At 58.3% G+C, this 15,985-nt stretch carries 14 protein-coding genes; 10 read left to right on the plus strand and 4 right to left on the minus strand.

Annotation, left to right across the window (positions count from 1 at the left end):
- Window positions 1–167 precede the first annotated feature (167 nt).
- On the minus strand, window positions 168–2,981 hold the full coding sequence (locus tag VL130_RS10890; protein ID WP_325362912.1) for a TonB-dependent receptor plug domain-containing protein: 2,814 nt from the start codon (window positions 2,979–2,981) through the stop codon (window positions 168–170).
- A 618-nt stretch (window positions 2,982–3,599) separates the two neighbouring features.
- Between VL130_RS10890 and VL130_RS10895 the strand changes: the two genes are divergently transcribed.
- Genes VL130_RS10895 through VL130_RS10910 form a run of 4 tightly spaced genes read left to right on the plus strand, consistent with a single transcriptional unit; the run spans window position 3,600 to window position 6,272 of the window.
- Complete coding sequence (locus VL130_RS10895) at window positions 3,600–4,043, plus strand: heme-binding protein (RefSeq protein WP_325362913.1); 444 nt, start codon at window positions 3,600–3,602, stop codon at window positions 4,041–4,043.
- A 13-nt stretch (window positions 4,044–4,056) separates the two neighbouring features.
- Window positions 4,057–4,920: a fumarylacetoacetate hydrolase family protein gene (locus VL130_RS10900; RefSeq protein WP_325362914.1), complete on the plus strand. Its 864-nt coding sequence runs from the start codon at window positions 4,057–4,059 to the stop codon at window positions 4,918–4,920.
- Between the two features lie 8 nt (window positions 4,921–4,928).
- Complete coding sequence (locus VL130_RS10905; RefSeq protein ID WP_325362915.1) at window positions 4,929–5,630, plus strand: CoA transferase subunit A; 702 nt, start codon at window positions 4,929–4,931, stop codon at window positions 5,628–5,630.
- Window positions 5,631–6,272, plus strand: coding sequence for a 3-oxoacid CoA-transferase subunit B (locus tag VL130_RS10910; protein ID WP_325362916.1), 642 nt, complete (start codon window positions 5,631–5,633; stop codon window positions 6,270–6,272). It abuts the gene before it with no gap.
- Window positions 6,273–6,402: 130 nt separating this feature from the next.
- On the opposite strand, the gene VL130_RS10915 is transcribed toward VL130_RS10910, so the two are convergent.
- The 3 genes from VL130_RS10915 to VL130_RS10925 form a co-directional block, all read right to left on the minus strand.
- Window positions 6,403–6,885: an SRPBCC family protein gene (locus VL130_RS10915; protein WP_325362917.1), complete on the minus strand. Its 483-nt coding sequence runs from the start codon at window positions 6,883–6,885 to the stop codon at window positions 6,403–6,405.
- A gap of 196 nt (window positions 6,886–7,081) precedes the next feature.
- The gene (locus VL130_RS10920) at window positions 7,082–7,600 is read right to left on the minus strand and encodes a hypothetical protein (protein ID WP_325362918.1); all 519 of its coding nucleotides are present in this window, start codon (window positions 7,598–7,600) and stop codon (window positions 7,082–7,084) included.
- A gap of 131 nt (window positions 7,601–7,731) precedes the next feature.
- Window positions 7,732–9,093, minus strand: a complete 1,362-nt coding sequence (locus tag VL130_RS10925) for a hypothetical protein (protein ID WP_325362919.1) — start codon at window positions 9,091–9,093, stop codon at window positions 7,732–7,734.
- Between the two features lie 316 nt (window positions 9,094–9,409).
- Between VL130_RS10925 and VL130_RS10930 the strand changes: the two genes are divergently transcribed.
- From VL130_RS10930 to trbE, 6 genes are read left to right on the plus strand one after another with little or no spacing between them, the layout of a single operon-like run.
- The gene (locus VL130_RS10930; protein ID WP_325362920.1) at window positions 9,410–11,464 is read left to right on the plus strand and encodes a conjugal transfer protein TraG; all 2,055 of its coding nucleotides are present in this window, start codon (window positions 9,410–9,412) and stop codon (window positions 11,462–11,464) included.
- A gap of 3 nt (window positions 11,465–11,467) precedes the next feature.
- Window positions 11,468–11,890: a CopG family transcriptional regulator gene (locus VL130_RS10935; RefSeq protein ID WP_325362921.1), complete on the plus strand. Its 423-nt coding sequence runs from the start codon at window positions 11,468–11,470 to the stop codon at window positions 11,888–11,890.
- Window positions 11,883–12,875 (plus strand): P-type conjugative transfer ATPase TrbB, encoded by a 993-nt coding sequence (gene trbB, locus VL130_RS10940; protein WP_325362922.1) that lies wholly within the window; start codon window positions 11,883–11,885, stop codon window positions 12,873–12,875. The genes VL130_RS10935 and trbB overlap by 8 nt, the downstream gene beginning before the upstream one ends.
- Before the next feature lie 29 nt (window positions 12,876–12,904).
- On the plus strand, window positions 12,905–13,285 hold the full coding sequence (locus tag VL130_RS10945; RefSeq protein ID WP_414636257.1) for a TrbC/VirB2 family protein: 381 nt from the start codon (window positions 12,905–12,907) through the stop codon (window positions 13,283–13,285).
- The gene (locus VL130_RS10950) at window positions 13,285–13,548 is read left to right on the plus strand and encodes a VirB3 family type IV secretion system protein (RefSeq protein WP_325362923.1); all 264 of its coding nucleotides are present in this window, start codon (window positions 13,285–13,287) and stop codon (window positions 13,546–13,548) included. The genes VL130_RS10945 and VL130_RS10950 overlap by 1 nt, the downstream gene beginning before the upstream one ends.
- Complete coding sequence (gene trbE / locus VL130_RS10955) at window positions 13,542–15,956, plus strand: conjugal transfer protein TrbE (RefSeq protein WP_325362924.1); 2,415 nt, start codon at window positions 13,542–13,544, stop codon at window positions 15,954–15,956. Before VL130_RS10950 ends, trbE begins: the two co-directional genes overlap by 7 nt.
- Window positions 15,957–15,985: the final 29 nt, after the last annotated feature.

Raw genomic sequence — 15,985 nt, forward strand, 5'->3', positions numbered from 1 at the left:
GCGGCGCTGAAAAGGCACGCCGCCGCAAGCAGTACGAGAAACGCAATGGCAAACGGTTTCTTCAAGATAGAAAACGAGTTTACCATTTTTACGGTTTCTCCCCTTAAAGGGTATTTGTCTCTGTAGTCAGGCAGGCGCAACCGGGATCGCGCCTGCCTGACTCACGCTTAGTAATTGTAACGCAGGGCCAGGGTGTAGGTGCGGCCCATGACTTCATCGCCGGCCACGGCCGGGTTTCCGGTTCCGGGGGTGCCGACCCGCGTGGTCGATGGCGATATGCGCGGGTCCTGGTTGAACATATTGCTGATATTGAACGTCACCTGATACTTCTTGAAGTCCTTGGTGAGGTTCAGGTCGGCATAGACGGTCGACTTGAGCGGCGGGTCGGCGAACACCAGAAACTCATTTTCGCTGCGGGCCTGTTCGCTATAGTAGCGCGCCTGAACCGTGGCGGAGAAGGTATTCGCCTTGTAGCCCACGAAAAGCGTGGCGCGTGATTTTGACAGGCCGACGGCTCCGGCATAGTTGACTAGTGACGAGTTCGGGAAGGTGCGGGCCTTCAGGATCGGCTGGTAAGTATAGAGCAGTCTGAAATCAAGTTTACCCGGAAGCTTTTCCACAATATCCGCAAGTTTGATATTATAGCTGGCTTCCATATCAACGCCGCGCGTGTAGGTCTGGGCCAGATTGAGATTGCCGTTGAGAATAAGCGTCGGATAGTTTGCCGGAGATGTATCCGAGAACGGCAAGGGCCTGATGATCGAGGCGCAAACGGGGGACGTGCCGTTCGACGATTCACATTCCTGCAGGACCGAGGCGTCGGCGCCGTTGATCGTTCCGATCGCATTGTCGATTTTCACATCGTAATAATCGATCGAAAGGGCGAAGCGCGGTAATTGTGAAGGCTGGTAAAGGAAGCCGACAGTGGCGGTTTTGGCGACCTCCGGAACCAGATCGGGATTGCCGGTCCGTTCGACATTGACGGTTGAACTGACGCCGGTATGGGGATCGATAAAGCGCGAGAAGGTAATGCTTGGGCCGGCAAAGAGATCCGAGAGCGTGGGCGCGCGAATATCCTGGGAGATCGAGCCGCGGAAGCGAATGTCGGTCACAGGCTGGTATACCGCGCCCAGTTTCCAGGTCGTCGCCCCGCCACTGGTGCTGTAATCGGTGTAGCGAAGGGCGGCATTGACCGCCAGACGCTCAGCGAAAGGCTTGCCCTCAAGCAGGGGAACCAAAATTTCACTGCCGACTTCCCAGACACGGTTCGATCCGCGCATCGCTGATTCGGTCGGGTAAGCCCAGACGAGCGTCGGCGGACTGGACGTCCGGATGCCGGTATAGTCCGGCACCGAAAGGGCATCGGCCGTTGTCGTCTCCACCTGGCTTTCCTGCCGGTATTCGACGTTCGCCGACAGGGAAACCGGGCCTGCCCACGTACTGAAAGGAGTGCCGGAAATACTGGCGCCGAAATCGTGCATCTTGCGGGTGGCGGCCCAGGCGGTGTCCTCGTAAACATAGTCCTTGGCGGCGTCGCTTTGGTTGCCGGTGCCGAACATATTGATGGGGACGCAACCTGGATAGAGGCCGGGATTGGTAAGATCGACGCGGCAGACGGTATTCCCGTTCGTATCTTTCACCGCATCAAGCGCCGCGAAGAAGTGCGGATAGTTGATGTTGTTGTGGTTCAGGGAATCCACATTGACCTGGCCGTAGGTGTAGTAGGCTTCCCAGCGATAGCTGCCGGCGACACGCCCGGTCAGACCGGTTGTAAAGCGCGTCGATTGCGTACGCTGGTCGATCGAGGCATCGGCGGAAAGGTCGTTGTTGAGGCGTCCCAACTGGAAGCTGGCGGTATTGCCGCTGGTGAGCAGGGCCTGCTCATCGGCCGTTAGGAAGGCGTTGCCGCTGTAAATCCGATAGCTGTTCGGCCGCTCATTCGAGTTATGCATATCATCGGTATGGGCATCAGCGTAACTGGCCTGGGCGTAGAAGCTGACGGAATCATTGAAATCATAGTCGAAACGGCCAAAAAACTGATCCGTTCTCAACGGCGGAACCATCGTCACGCCCTGGTAGTAGGAGCCATCGCCGCCGATCGAAACGCCCGCTGTTGACGTGGGCGAACCGGGATTGAAGGCAACGAGCGTACCATCTGAGGCGAACTGCTTGCCGCTGAATGGGCCACTGGTCGCCAGGCCGCCATCGGAAACGGTCGACATACGGGAATTGTTGACCAGGACGAACGGTGAACTCGCGGTGCCTGTGCCGGTATAGGTCGGCACTGTCTTGCTCCAGTCGCGGTCCGATGTCGATTCGATGCCGTCGCTCTCAAAGTGCTCGGCACTCCAGGTCAGGTGACCGCGCTGGAGGATATCGAAGCCGCCAGCCAGACCGATCTTCTGAGTGGCGCCGTCGCCGTTTTCGGTGATGCCGGTCTGAACCAGCGCCTTGAAGCCGGTATAGTTCTTCTTGAGTACGAAGTTAACGACCCCGGTAACGGCGTCGGAACCATATACGGCCGAGGCGCCGCCGGTGACGATGTCCACCCGTTCGACAAGCATCTGCGGAATGGTATTGGTATCGACCTGGCCGTTCAGGGCGGTTGCGGGCACGCGGCGACCGTCCTGAAGGATCAGGGTACGGATAGCGCCAAAAGACCGCAGGTTGATGAAGTTGCCGTTGAAGATGTTCGAGCGGCCGCTGCCGGACCCGTTGCCTGCACCGACATTGTTGGTAGAGCCGGCGAACTGTGGCAGCTTGTTGAGCGCTTCGGGTATATTGGTTGGGGTGAGCGCCAGTTGTTCGATGGTCTCGACCGTCATCGGCGTCGGTGCGTTCCGGCCATCGCGGATAACGCGTGAGCCGGTAACGGTGACGATGGTGGCGTCTTCGGCCGCCGGCGTGGTTTGCGCCCATGCGGCCGGCGCCAGTGCCATGACACAGACCCCCGCGTTAAGCGCTACAATCAATTTTCTCATTGTTTCCTCCTGCCAATTCTATTTTCTTTTTTCATTGCCTGGTATCGGCGTGCCTTATATGGGCTTGCATTACCGATCAGCGATACAGTGCGTCCCATTGCTGTTACATTTGAAAGCAGATCGCAATATATATTTTTATTTAGTGCATTGTATCGTAGTGTGTCGATTTTTATATTTATGAAATAAAATACATATACTTTGATTACATTTGAATTTCGATGAATTAAATCGTTTAATACTTGACAGTGCTTTGCGCTGGCGGGAGTATCCGTGCCTGTTTTCGGCCCCGGTTTCGGAGCCGATCTTGGCTGAATGATGGACGCGGCTATGCATCCGTCAGGTGCGGGGAGAACGACCTTGGAACGCCTGATTTGGCTGAACAGCGCAAGTCTTTTTGCCCTGCCGGCGCCATCGATCAGAACGTTTGGGGGACTCTTAGTTGCCGAAGTGTGGTGGCGAATGGGTAACGGCAACTGTCTGCTCTGGCTCGGATTCATCGTCGGCCTCGCTTTGGCGATCTGGCTTTTGGCACGGAAACGACCGTTCGGACAAAACGTAAAATCCCGCATGGTGGCCGAGGCCGCAAGCCCTGCTGTAACAATATTGAGGACTTATAACATGAACAAACTCACCCTGGAGAGGGCCGCTCAAATCGTCGATGCGGCGCTCGAACATGCGGCCGGACTCAAGCTTAATCCGCTAACCGTCGCCGTGCTCGATGCCGGCGGGCATCTCGTAGCCTTCAAGCGGCAGGATCGTTCCGGCATTCTTCGTCCTGAAATTGCGGTCGGCAAGGCCTGGGGAACGCTGGGCATGGGGCACGGCGGCCGCGCACTGGCGCAACGCGCCGAGATCGCTCCGGCCTTCTTCAACGCGCTCGTCGGCGCGTCTGACGGGCGGGTGATCCCCGTACCCGGCGGTGTTCTGATTCGTGACACGGATGGCGATATCATCGGCGCGGTCGGCATCAGCGGCGACATGCCGGACAATGACGAAGCCTGCGCGGTTCAGGGCATTCAACGGGCCGGTTTCACGGCTGATCCGGGTGCGGCACACGCGTAAGAGGACTGTATCCATGAAATTTGCACAATATTTTGACGGTCAAACGCAACGCCTGGGGCTCGTGGAAGGGGAGGAGATCGTCGATCTCGCCACGGGAAACGCGCGACTACCCACCACCCTGGCGCAGTTGCTTGCGGCGGGTAACGAAGCGATGGAGGCTGCCCGGGACGCCGCCGGATCGGCGCGCCGCTTGCCGTTGACGAGCGTGCGGCTCGGCCCGCCGGTTTACCCGCGTAAATTCCTGGGCCTGGGCCTGGGCTATCGCTCCCATGTCGAGGAGATGCGCAAGACGGGCATGACGATTCCGGAGCACCAGGTCTGGTTCTCCAAACTGGTCACATGCCTGAATGGTCCATATGATCCGATTCATGTGCCTCAGGTGTCGCCGCAACTGGATTACGAAGGCGAACTGGCGATCGTCATCGGCAAGCGCGCCCGTCACGTAAAGGCGGCGGATGCGAAGGCGGTTATCGCGGGCTATATGGTCTGCAATGACGTGACCGTACGCGACTGGCAAAAGCGTTCCCCGACGGCCATGCTTGGCAAATCGTTCGATACCCACGGACCTGTGGGGCCGTGGATGACCACGGCCGATGAAGTGCCGAATCCCGATGATCTATATCTCAAGACCTGGGTGGATGGCGAGCTCCGCCAGGATGGACGCACAAGCGACATGGCCTGGACCTTTGGCGCCATGATCGAGGAACTGTCTTCCGTTTTCACGCTGGAGCCCGGCGATATTCTCTCGACCGGGACACCGGGCGGCGTGGGGGTCGGGTTTAATCCGCCGCGTTTCCTGACACCGGGGCAAGTGGTCCGCGTCGAGATCGAGGGGCTCGGCTATATTGAAAACCGGGTTATCGCGGAGCCGCAATGAAGTCAGACATGAAAGTCTATCCTGACGCCAAAACCGCACTTGAAGGCCTGGCCTTCGACGGTATGACTGTCATGTCCGGCGGCTTTGGCCTGTGCGGCATTCCCGAAAACCTGATCGCCGCCCTACGCGATTCCAGTATCAAAGGGATCACCGTCATCTCCAACAATGCCGGTGTCGATGGCTTCGGCCTCGGCCAGTTGCTGGAAACCCGCCAGATCAAAAAGATGATCTCGTCCTATGTCGGCGAAAACAAGGAATTCGAGCGGCAATATCTCGCTGGCGAACTGGAGCTTGAATTCAATCCGCAAGGAACCCTGGCCGAGCGCATCCGCGCGGGCGGCGCGGGTATTCCCGGCTTCTACACGGCCACCGGCGTTGGCACGATTGTCGCCGAAGGCAAGGAAATAAAGCGTTTCGGCGATCGCGATTACGTGCTGGAAACCGGCCTGGTCGCCGATCTTTCCATCATCAAGGCCTGGAAGGGCGACGCGCGCGGCAATCTAATCTTCCGCAAGACGGCGCGCAATTTCAACCCGATGATGGCCACGGCCGGCAAGGTCTGCATCGCCGAGGTCGAGGAAATCGTGCCGGTCGGATCACTCGACCCGGACAGCATCCACACCCCAGGCATCTATGTCGACCGCATCGTGCAGGCCACGTTTGAAAAGCGCATCGAACAACGCACCATCCGCGCTAAAGAGGAGGCATAAATGCCCTGGACCCGCGATGATCTCGCCGCCCGCGCCGCAAAAGAACTGAAAGACGGTTTCTACGTCAATCTCGGCATCGGCATCCCGACCCTGGTGGCCAACCATATCCCCGCCGGCATCACCGTCACCCTGCAATCGGAAAACGGCATGTTGGGCATGGGCCCCTTCCCGACCGAGGATGAAATCGACGCCGACCTGATCAATGCCGGCAAGCAGACTATCACCGAACTGCCGGAGACGTCCTTCTTCTCCTCGTCGGATTCATTCGCCATGATTCGCGGCGGCCATATCAACCTGACCATCCTCGGCGCCATGGAAGTGGCCGAAAATGGCGACATCGCCAACTGGATGATCCCCGGCAAGTTGGTCAAGGGCATGGGCGGCGCCATGGACCTGGTGGCCGGCGTCAAGCGGGTGGTTGTGGTCATGGATCACGCCAACAAGCACGGCGAATCCAAGGTGTTGAAGGCCTGCACCCTGCCGCTGACCGGCACGAAGGTGGTCAATCTGATCATTACCAATCTCGGCGTCTTCGAGGTCAAGCCGGATGGGTCTGGCCTGAAACTGATCGAACTGGCGCCGGATGTGACCCTGGAAGAGATCGCCGAAAAAACCGAGGCCTCCTACGAAGTAGCCTTATAAACGTGTGTTCTACTTAAAGTTTCGGGAATCTCTGATTATTTGATTACAGGGGCGAGATCCCTGGCATGCCCGACAAACCGTCGAACGTCACGTTGGCGCTATGACTCAGGCACCGCTACTAGCGGCGAGCTTATACAGACCGATACTGGTCTTGTTCGACGACGACGTCAATATCGTCGACGGTGCGATCAGCCCCCTTGGTGGTCACCGACCTGCTTTCCAGTAGCGCTTTCAGTGTCTGCAGATCCTGCTCCACATGATGCGTGTCGGTCTCAAAAGCCGCATCGTCCATGTCCGGTCGGCGCAATAACGTGAACATCACCTCAGCGCCGTCGCCATTAGGTACGACGCGCAAGGCATTCTCGACCACCTGGCCATTTTCCATCGTCACTGTATGATCAATGACGCCAAGACCGTTGGATGGTGTAAAGCGCACGCGCACCTGGCCGATCGGGCCACCGTCGGCGATCCAATCCTGGCCGTCCGGCTTCAACCCCGAAGCGAGACCAGATGGCCATAGCGGCATCTTCTCTGGTTTGGATACGAAGGCATAGACGTCGGCCCAATGGCGGGCGATGGCGATATGGACGATGCGTGCGGGCAGAGTGGTCATATGAGGCTCCGTTTGTCGCTCTCGGCGAGAATTCCGGCACCTGCGATTGGACCTGCGCGGCAGCGCCAAATCCCGGTCACATGACCAGTGCTGGAAATGGTTTCATTTTAAGCTCGGTGGCGAAGCGGTCGTGAAGAGACACGTTACCGTGTTTTCCTGAATAGCCAAGTCTGTGCTTGGGGATTCTGTGGCGCGCCTAGGTAAGCGTTTTTGCCAAGTCCCGAAGATTTCCCGCAACATTCACTTCGATTGGCTCACCATGGGACATGATAATCCGCCTGAGATCGGGTTCGTCGGCCCAAGTCAACAACTGATCGCGTAGGAGTTCTTTTTCCTTTAAGCCCATTTTGATCGGCAGTGGGATGTGGGGTTCGTCGCCGGCAAATCCCATGATTCGAAGTACGAAGCCCGACTCATTGGGCATGTTACCAATGACGTCATTGACGATCAGGGTGGTGCCGGTTGACCGACCTACGAGCAGGGCCGCCTCATGGCCCGACATGCCCTTGATGGTTACAAAGCGTACTGAGGCATCGGCAAAATCTACTTCCGTGGCGTCGACTTGGACCGCCTTATCCGCGGCCTTCTGAGCACCGGCCGGCGCGACAATTTTCATGTCCGGATAACGCTCCTTCCATACTTTAGAATCCATGCGGTGACGGTCGCCAGGCACGATCAAATAGGCGGGGCGTCCGGTCGCCTCTATTTCTTTCATCTGGGGCTCGTCGAGCGCGATGGCGCTGTAGATAAGCGCGCCGCTTTTCAGAAGCCGACCGCGTGTGCCAAGGGATTATCAAGCACAGCTTCAACACCCGTCCCGAGATTTCAGATAAGCAAGGACATGCCCTATTCTAACCGTTCACAAATAGCGGTTATTGCTCGGGCGCTTACGTAAGCGGCGTAGTGCCTAATCTTATCCCCTTTGTCTATGTCTGCGAAATCAGATACGCCTTTTAAGACAAAGCAATCAGGCTGAGGAAACGGCAACTCTCGAGCAGCTGAAACAACCCCGTAAGCTTCCATATCAAGACCCAACAATTTTCGATGCTGTTGAGCTTGAATAGTCGCAAAGAGTGCTTTGTTAGCAACCACAGCGGCACCTGAAGCAAACGGACCAACATGTACACTCGGCCGTCCCATAGGTTTTTTCGCGGGAAACGCCTTCCAAATGCTCTCCAAAAAGTCCTGATCCTCCGCCAAGCGTTCAATTGCTCCCCTCAACGAGGACGACAATGTGTGCTGATAAGGCGCCGGCTCAAAAAGGTCAGATTTTTCGTCGCCGGTATTGCCGGATAAAAGCGCTTCGCGATTGCTAATACCAAGATGTGAAATTTCTAACGTGCGGCACTTGCCAAACAAAAACAGCAATTTGTTCAACCTGGCATCGTCAATTGCTTCCGCGAGTTGGGCAATCCCCTCATGAAAATGGTGGGACGTAGAGCGTTGCTCAGAAACAGCGATCGTGGCCGCGCCAATGAACATTTCGTAGGTATCAACTATACTGCCCGACGTTCCGCTTGCGAGAAGTAAGTTTTCATCGCCAACTGGAGGATATTCATTCAACAGGTAATAATGGAGTTGGGCTCTAACTTCGGGATCGAGCTCCCAGGTCTGTAACCGGCGCCGTATGTCCCTACTGAAATGCTCGGCGGTACTGCCATCTTCCGCGCGCACACTGAACCAGAAGCAATAGAATAATGGCATCGGGGCGATATTCTTAGAGCGAAGCTCCGAAATCAACTCCTTCTGTGCCTCAAGTCCTTTCGAGACCTGTTCAAGGGCGATCCTGGTGGACAAGACATGGAGCGAAAAACCTAACGCTTCATCCATTTGGCCTAATATTTGAACTGAAAGATCAAGTGAGCCCCCTAATAAACTAGCCTCAAGAGACGCCTTCAGTTGGAGGTACTGATTGATATTTTGAGCTTCTCTTTTGACAGTTGCTGTAATCCATTCAACGTCACGACGGAGACCAATTGACCTTAACGGGTTGACTGCGTTCAGATCAGAAAGGCGTTTAGGGGTTAATTTTCCCAGGATTCCGAGTGATGGCAGCCAAGCGTAGCTCCATTTGGCCAGCAGCTGCAAAGAACTCAAGTCTAATTCATGGCGAAGCTCAGAGAAGACGCCAAACTTATCAACGGCTCCACGTACCCTGTTTTTTGCGCGACTTAGTCTGACATTCCGCTTTATCTGTTTTTGTGACATTTCTTGCTCAGAATCGCGCCTACCTAACAATACCATGGCGCGATAGCACGCAAAGTTCTACCGAATTCCATTCGGCGAGCAAAAACCTGCGAGTACCAGAAGCCAGCGTCATCAATACCACCACGCTAACACTAAGCGGAGGGGCGACATTGAAGGCACATTTCCCCCCAAAAAAGCACTATGTGAAAGATAGAGCCGCAAGCGAACTCGGGTAGGGCAGGGTATGAGCGGGTGATGGGGGGATATGAGATTTAGCTTTGACGACTGATTCTCGCGTGCATCAGCGGTGTTGTGCCGCGTAGCTAGAGTGTCCGTCGTGACCCCCACCAAACTACTTATTGGCCAAATCCTGATCGTGCTGTTGATCATGGTTCTGGGCATCTGGGCTGCCACCCAATGGGCGGCTGCGATGCTTGGCTATCAGGCGGGCCTCGGCGCACCATGGGTTTTGATTTTTGGCTGGCCAGTCTATCGGCCTTGGCAGCTATTCCTTTGGTGGTATCATTTCGACGCCTACGCCCCAGCCGTCTTCTTCCGTGCCGGATGCCTGGCCGCCTGCAGTGGTTTCATGGGCTGCATTGCCGCTGTCGCCGGCTCGCTGTGGCGTGCCCGTCAAACGCATTTGGTGACCACCTACGGCTCGGCGAGGTGGGCGCGATCGGCTGAAGTTGAGGCCGCCGGACTGTTGCGCGATCGTGGCGTCTTTTTGGGGCGCCTCGGTGCAGACTACCTGCGTCATGACGGTCCCGAACACGTCATGGCGTTCGCCCCGACCCGGAGCGGAAAGGGAGTAGGTCTTGTTGTGCCGACCCTTCTGTCTTGGACAGGCTCTGTCATCGTCCATGATATCAAGGGCGAAAACTGGGACCTGACTGCCGGCTGGCGTGCGCAATTCTCTCATTGCATCCTGTTCAATCCGACCGATCTGACATCGGCCCGCTATAATCCCTTGCTCGAAGTGCGTGCCGGACCGAACGAGGTCCGCGACGTCCAAAACATCGCCGACATCCTCGTCGATCCTGAAGGTGCCCTGGAGCATCGCTCCCATTGGGAAAAGACCAGCCATTCCATCTTGGTCGGTGCCATCCTCCACGTTCTCTACGCCGAAGAAGATAAGACGTTAGCCCGCGTCGCCACCTTCCTGGCCGATCCGCAACGTAGCCTGGCCGAAACTCTGCACCTCATGATGACGACCAACCATCTCGGCGACAAGGAGAGGCCTGTGGTCCATCCTGTGATCGCGTCGGCTGCCCGTGAGCTGCTGAACAAATCACCCAACGAACGGTCCGGCGTCCTGTCTACGGCGATGTCGTTCCTCGGACTGTACCGCGATCCGGTGGTGGCTGCCGCCACAGCGACCTGCGACTGGCGGATAGCCGATCTGGTAAATGCCGAACATCCGACCTCCCTGTACCTCGTCATACCGCCGTCGGATATTTCGCGCACGAAGCCTCTGGTCCGGCTGGTCCTCAACCAGATCGGCCGCCGCTTGACCGAGCGTCTCGAAGGCGATCCGACCAAGCGCAATCGTCACCAACTCCTGATGATGCTGGATGAGTTCCCCGCCCTTGGCCGCCTGGACTTTTTCGAGACGGCGCTCGCCTTCATGGCCGGGTATGGCATCCACGCCTACCTGATCGCCCAGAGCCTGAACCAGATTTCCAAAACCTATGGCGAATTCAACTCTATCCTGGACAACTGCCATGTTCGCATCGCCTTTTCGTCAAACGATGAACGCACGGCCAAACGCATTTCAGATGCGCTGGGCACAGCGACCGAGCAGCGCGCCCAACGTAACTATGCCGGCCACCGCCTGGCGCCTTGGCTATCGCATGTCATGGTCTCCCGCCAGGAAACCGCCCGGCCGCTACTGACACCCGGCGAAGTTATGCAACTGCCGGCAACCGACGAACTGGTTTTGGTCTCTGGACTAGCTCCAATCCGTGCCAAGAAACTGCGCTACTACGAAGACCGCAACTTCCAGGACCGTCGTTTGACCGCGCCTGCTGTGCACGGTGGTGAGCGGCCGGATATGCCGGCGCCAAGGCCTAATGACTGGGAGGGGCGTATTCGCGGCGTGGATCAACGCCTGCTGGAGGCCCTCGCAGAAGTCGCTAGCGATGAAGGCGATGGGGAAGGCCAGACGCTCCAGCGCCACCCGGCTCTACCCGACGCGCCAAAGCCTATGCCGGAGCCGGCAGCGCCCCTGTCGGAATTACTCGCCGACGACGACAGTGACGCTGCCAGCGACAAGCGGACGATGGATCGCCTCCGCGGACTCACGGCCGTCGGACGGGCCGACCTGTTGAATGTCGAAAGCCACGAGACCGCCAAGCCCGGCCAGACACGCGACCTGTTTTTGGGGTTCTAGACCATGCCAATTAACCAACGTAAAGTCCGCCATCAGCTGTTTCTCGATGCCGCAACCACCCGCAGGCTGGAAGCCTTGGCCGAAAAGCCAGGCATGAACAAGTCGGCCGTCCTGGCCGAAGCGCTAGTAGCTTGGCTGAACCGCCGCGCGACCACCGAGCTGGACGATCAATTCGCCCACCGCCTCAACCGGATATCCGCCCAGTTGAACCGGATCGAGCGTGACCAACACATCCTCCTGGAAAGCCTGGCCCTGTTTGTCCGTCTGACCCTGCTGCGTGATGCGCACATGCCCGAGCCTGATGCTGCAACCTTAGCCCTGGCCCGCGCCCGCTTCGAACAGTTCGTGGCGCAAGTCGGGCGCCATCTCGCCAAAGGCGATCAGTCCCTCAATCCCAACGTCAAAGAGGAGGCAATCAATGGATGATCTGTCTATTCCCGTTCAGCGCCTGCGTGGGATGTTGCGGACGGCCATGGGCGACGGCCTGACCGAAGCCCTGGCCAACCCGGACGTTTTCGAGATCATGGTCAATCCAGATGGCGGCGTTCGTCTCGATCTCGCTGGAGAAGGACGCATCGACACTGGCGTGGTCATGTCCGCCTCAGCAGTCGAGCGTGTCATTCGCCTGGTCGCTAGCCATGTTCGCCTCGAAATCCAGCCCGATAGTCCCATTGTTAGCGCGGAACTCCCAATGGCTTCTGACGGTAGCGGTGGTGAACGCTTTGAAGGCCTGCTGCCGCCCATTGTGTCGAGCCCATGTTTTGCCATTCGCAAGCCGGCTTATCGTTTATTTGGCCTGGAAGATTATGTCCGCAGCCAAGTCATGACGCGGGCGCAGGCGCAGGCGCTCGTCAGCGCCGTCCGCGATCGCCAGAATATCCTGGTTGTCGGCGGCACGAGCTCTGGCAAGACCACCCTGACCAATGCCTTGCTGGCCCAGGTCGCGGAACTGAATGAGCGTGTCATCCTCATTGAAGATACCCGCGAACTGCGCTGTGCGGCACCCGACGTCGTAGCGCTCAGGACTCGGCCGGGGTTTGTCACCATGGCCCACCTGGTGCGGTCGACGCTCCGTCTGCGCCCAGACCGCATCATCGTCGGCGAGGTGAGGGGCGCCGAGGCTCTCGATATGCTCAAGGCGTGGAACACAGGTCACCCGGGCGGAATTGCTACTCTCCACGCCAATTCAGCTAAGGGGGCGCTGCTCCGGCTGGAACAATTGGTCCAGGAAGCCGTCACGAACGTGCCGCGTCCGCTGATCGCCGAGGCCATCGACCTGATCGTCTTCATTTGCGCCGCCAACGCTCATACTGGCACGCCCCGACATATCGCTGAAATCGCCCGGCTTCACGGGCTCGATCAACACGGCGACTACGACCTTCAACCGCTCGTCCCAGACGGTGAAGACTGAAACCAACCTCAATCAATCAGGAGATTTTAATGTTTAATACATTTGCACGTTCTACCTTCGCCACAACCGGTCGTCTAAGCTCTGGCCCGCGTCGGCGAGACCTTCCCCGTAGCATTATCGTGCCCGCGATCATTGGACTTGCGATCGGTCTGGCGACCAGTGCCGGCGCCGCCGGATCGGGCATGCCCTGGGAAGCCCCCCTTCAGCAGATCCTCGACAGTGTTGAAGGGCCGGTCGCCAAAATCGTCGCCGTTATGGTGATTGTCGTCACCGGTCTAACCCTGGCCTTTGGTGAGACCTCGGGCGGCTTCCGCAAGTTGATCCAGATCGTCTTCGGCCTCTCGATCGCCTTCGCCGCGTCGAGCTTCTTCCTGACCTTCTTCTCCTTCGGCGGCGGAGCACTGATCTGATGGACGACCGCGTTGAGGGCTTTGAAGTGCCCCTCCATCAATCCCTCACGCAACCCTTACTCCTGGGCGGAGCCCCTCGCGGGTTGGCCATCATCAACGGCACGATTGCCGCCGCCCTTGGCCTGGGGCTGCAAATGTGGATCGCCGGACTGGCAGGCTTTGTCATCGGGCACACCCTGGCCGTTTTCGCCGCCAGGTACGACCCTGATTTTCTCCCCATCCTCCTAAGACATCTCCGCCAGAAAGGATTTTTCGGATGCTAAACCTCCGCCAATATAGGCCCGTTGCCGAACAGCTGGCCGACCATCTGCCCTGGGCAGCTCTGGTTGCGCCCGGCGTTATCCTGAACAAGGATGGCAGTTTTCAGCGCACCCTTCGCTATTATGGGCCGGACCTGGACAGTGCGACGTCGTCGGAGCTTGTCGGGATCGGCGCGCGCGTCAACAACATCCTGCGCCGCTTTGGTGAGGGCTGGGCCCTGTTCTTTGAAGCGCGAAGGCGCGAGGCCCTGGGTTATCCGTCCCCCGGCGCGGAGGATGGAATCGCCCGGCTGGTCGACGAGGAGCGTCGCGCTGCCTTCGAAGGACAAACCGGACGGCACTTCGAAACCCATTTCTTTGTGACCCTGGTTTTCATGCCGGCGCCTGACACTGTGGCCTCGGCTGGCTCAGCTCTGCTCGAGACAACCGAACCTGGCGATCAAACCCGCGACTGGAAGCGGGAACTGCTGGCCTTCGTAGACCGGACCGACAGCCTGATAGAGATGCTCGCCGGTATCATGCCCTTCGTGACCGGACTGGATGACGCTGAAACCCTGAGCTACCTGCACAGCACCATCTCGACCAAGTCACACACCCTGGTCGCCACGGATACGCCAATCTATCTTGATGCCGTGCTGGCCGACACCCCTTTGCTAGGTGGACTGGCGCCCATGCTCGGCGATCAGCATTTGCGTAGCCTGACCGTGCTTGGCTTCCCCAATCACACCCAGCCGGGACTCCTCGATGGCCTAAACCACCTCGATAGCAGCTACCGCTGGACCTCGCGCTTCATCGCCTTGGACAAGGAGGAAGCGACGAAGACTTTGACAAAAATCCGTCGTCAGTGGTTCAACAAGCGGAAGTCGGTCACTGCCCTGCTGCGCGAAGTCATGTACAGCCAGCAGACGGCGCTGACAGACAGCGATGCAGACAACAAGGTCGCCGACGCCGATCAGGCCCTACAGGCCTTGGGCGGAGACCACGTCAGCTTCGGCTATCTCACCACCACAATCACAGTAATGGACGCAGACGCGCGTGTCGCAGACGAAAAGCTGCGCCAGATCGCGCAGGTCATCAATGGTCTGGGCTTCACCACAAAGGCGGAAAGCCTGAACGCCGTCGAAGCCTGGCTTGGCTCCTTGCCCGGACATGTTTACGCCAATGTCCGCCAGCCCTTGGTCCATTCCCTGAACCTCGTCCACCTCATGCCCCTGTCGGCGGTCTGGGCGGGACCGGAACGCAACGACCATCTTGCCGGGCCACCATTGCTGCATGCGCTCAGTTCCGGATCGACGCCGTTTCGGCTTTCCACCCATGTCGGCGACGTTGGCCACATGTTGATCCTGGGGCCGACCGGGGCAGGCAAGTCTGTCTTGCTCGCCTTCCTGGCGCTCCAGTTCCAACGCTATCCGTCCGCACAGACCTTCATCTTTGACAAGGGTTACTCAGCGCGAGCCGTCACCCTGGCTATGGGGGGCAGCCATCATGTGCTTGGCCGCAAAGCCGACCTGGCCTTCCAGCCGCTCAGCCGAATCGACGATGTTCCCGAGCGAATCTGGGCCCTGGAATGGCTTATTCTCATCCTGGAGAACGAACACTGTCCCGTCACCCCTGAGGTCAAGGAAGCGCTCTGGTCAGCTCTGGATTCCCTTGCCGCGGCGCCTGCCCAGGAGCGGACCTTGACCGGACTATCCGTCCTTCTGTCGTCGAACAGCCTGAAATCAGCCCTCCGTCCATTTACTTTGGACGGGGCATTCGGACACACGCTCGACGCTGAAGAAAACGGCCTGGACCTGGCGCCAGTCCATTGCTTCGAAACAGAGGATCTGATGGGGGAGGCAGGCCTTGTCTTGCCTGTCCTGACCTATTTGTTTCATCGCCTGGAGGAACGCTTCGACGGCCGGCCAACCCTTCTGATCCTCGACGAAGCCTGGGTGTTCCTCGACAACCCTCTGTTCGCCGCCCGCATTCGGGAATGGCTGAAGACATTACGCAAGAAGAACGTCAGCGTCATCTTCGCCACGCAGTCCCTGGCCGACATCGCCGATAGCTCGATCGCGCCGGCCATCATCGAGTCCTGCCCCCAGCGGCTTTTTCTGCCGAATGAACGGGCACGCGAACCGCAGTCCCGCGACACCTATGCCCGGATGGGCCTGAATAGCCGGCAGATCGATCTGATTGGTCAGGCTATCCCTAAGCGCCAATATTATCTTCAGTCCCGGCGCGGCAACCGCTTGTTCGACCTGGCCCTAGGGCCGATTGCGCTTGCGGTTTGCTCTGCGGCATCTCCTGAAGATCAACAGTTGATTGATGCTGTGCTCGAGCACGATAGCGATCCATCGTTTGCCACCGGCTTTCTACGCAAGCGCGGATTGGACTTGGCGGCTGAACTCTTGACGCCGCCGCCCTGACGATCAGTCCACCGACCACGGTAGCACCA

The organism is Asticcacaulis sp. (genome assembly GCF_035497195.1).
Lineage (GTDB): Bacteria > Pseudomonadota > Alphaproteobacteria > Caulobacterales > Caulobacteraceae > Asticcacaulis.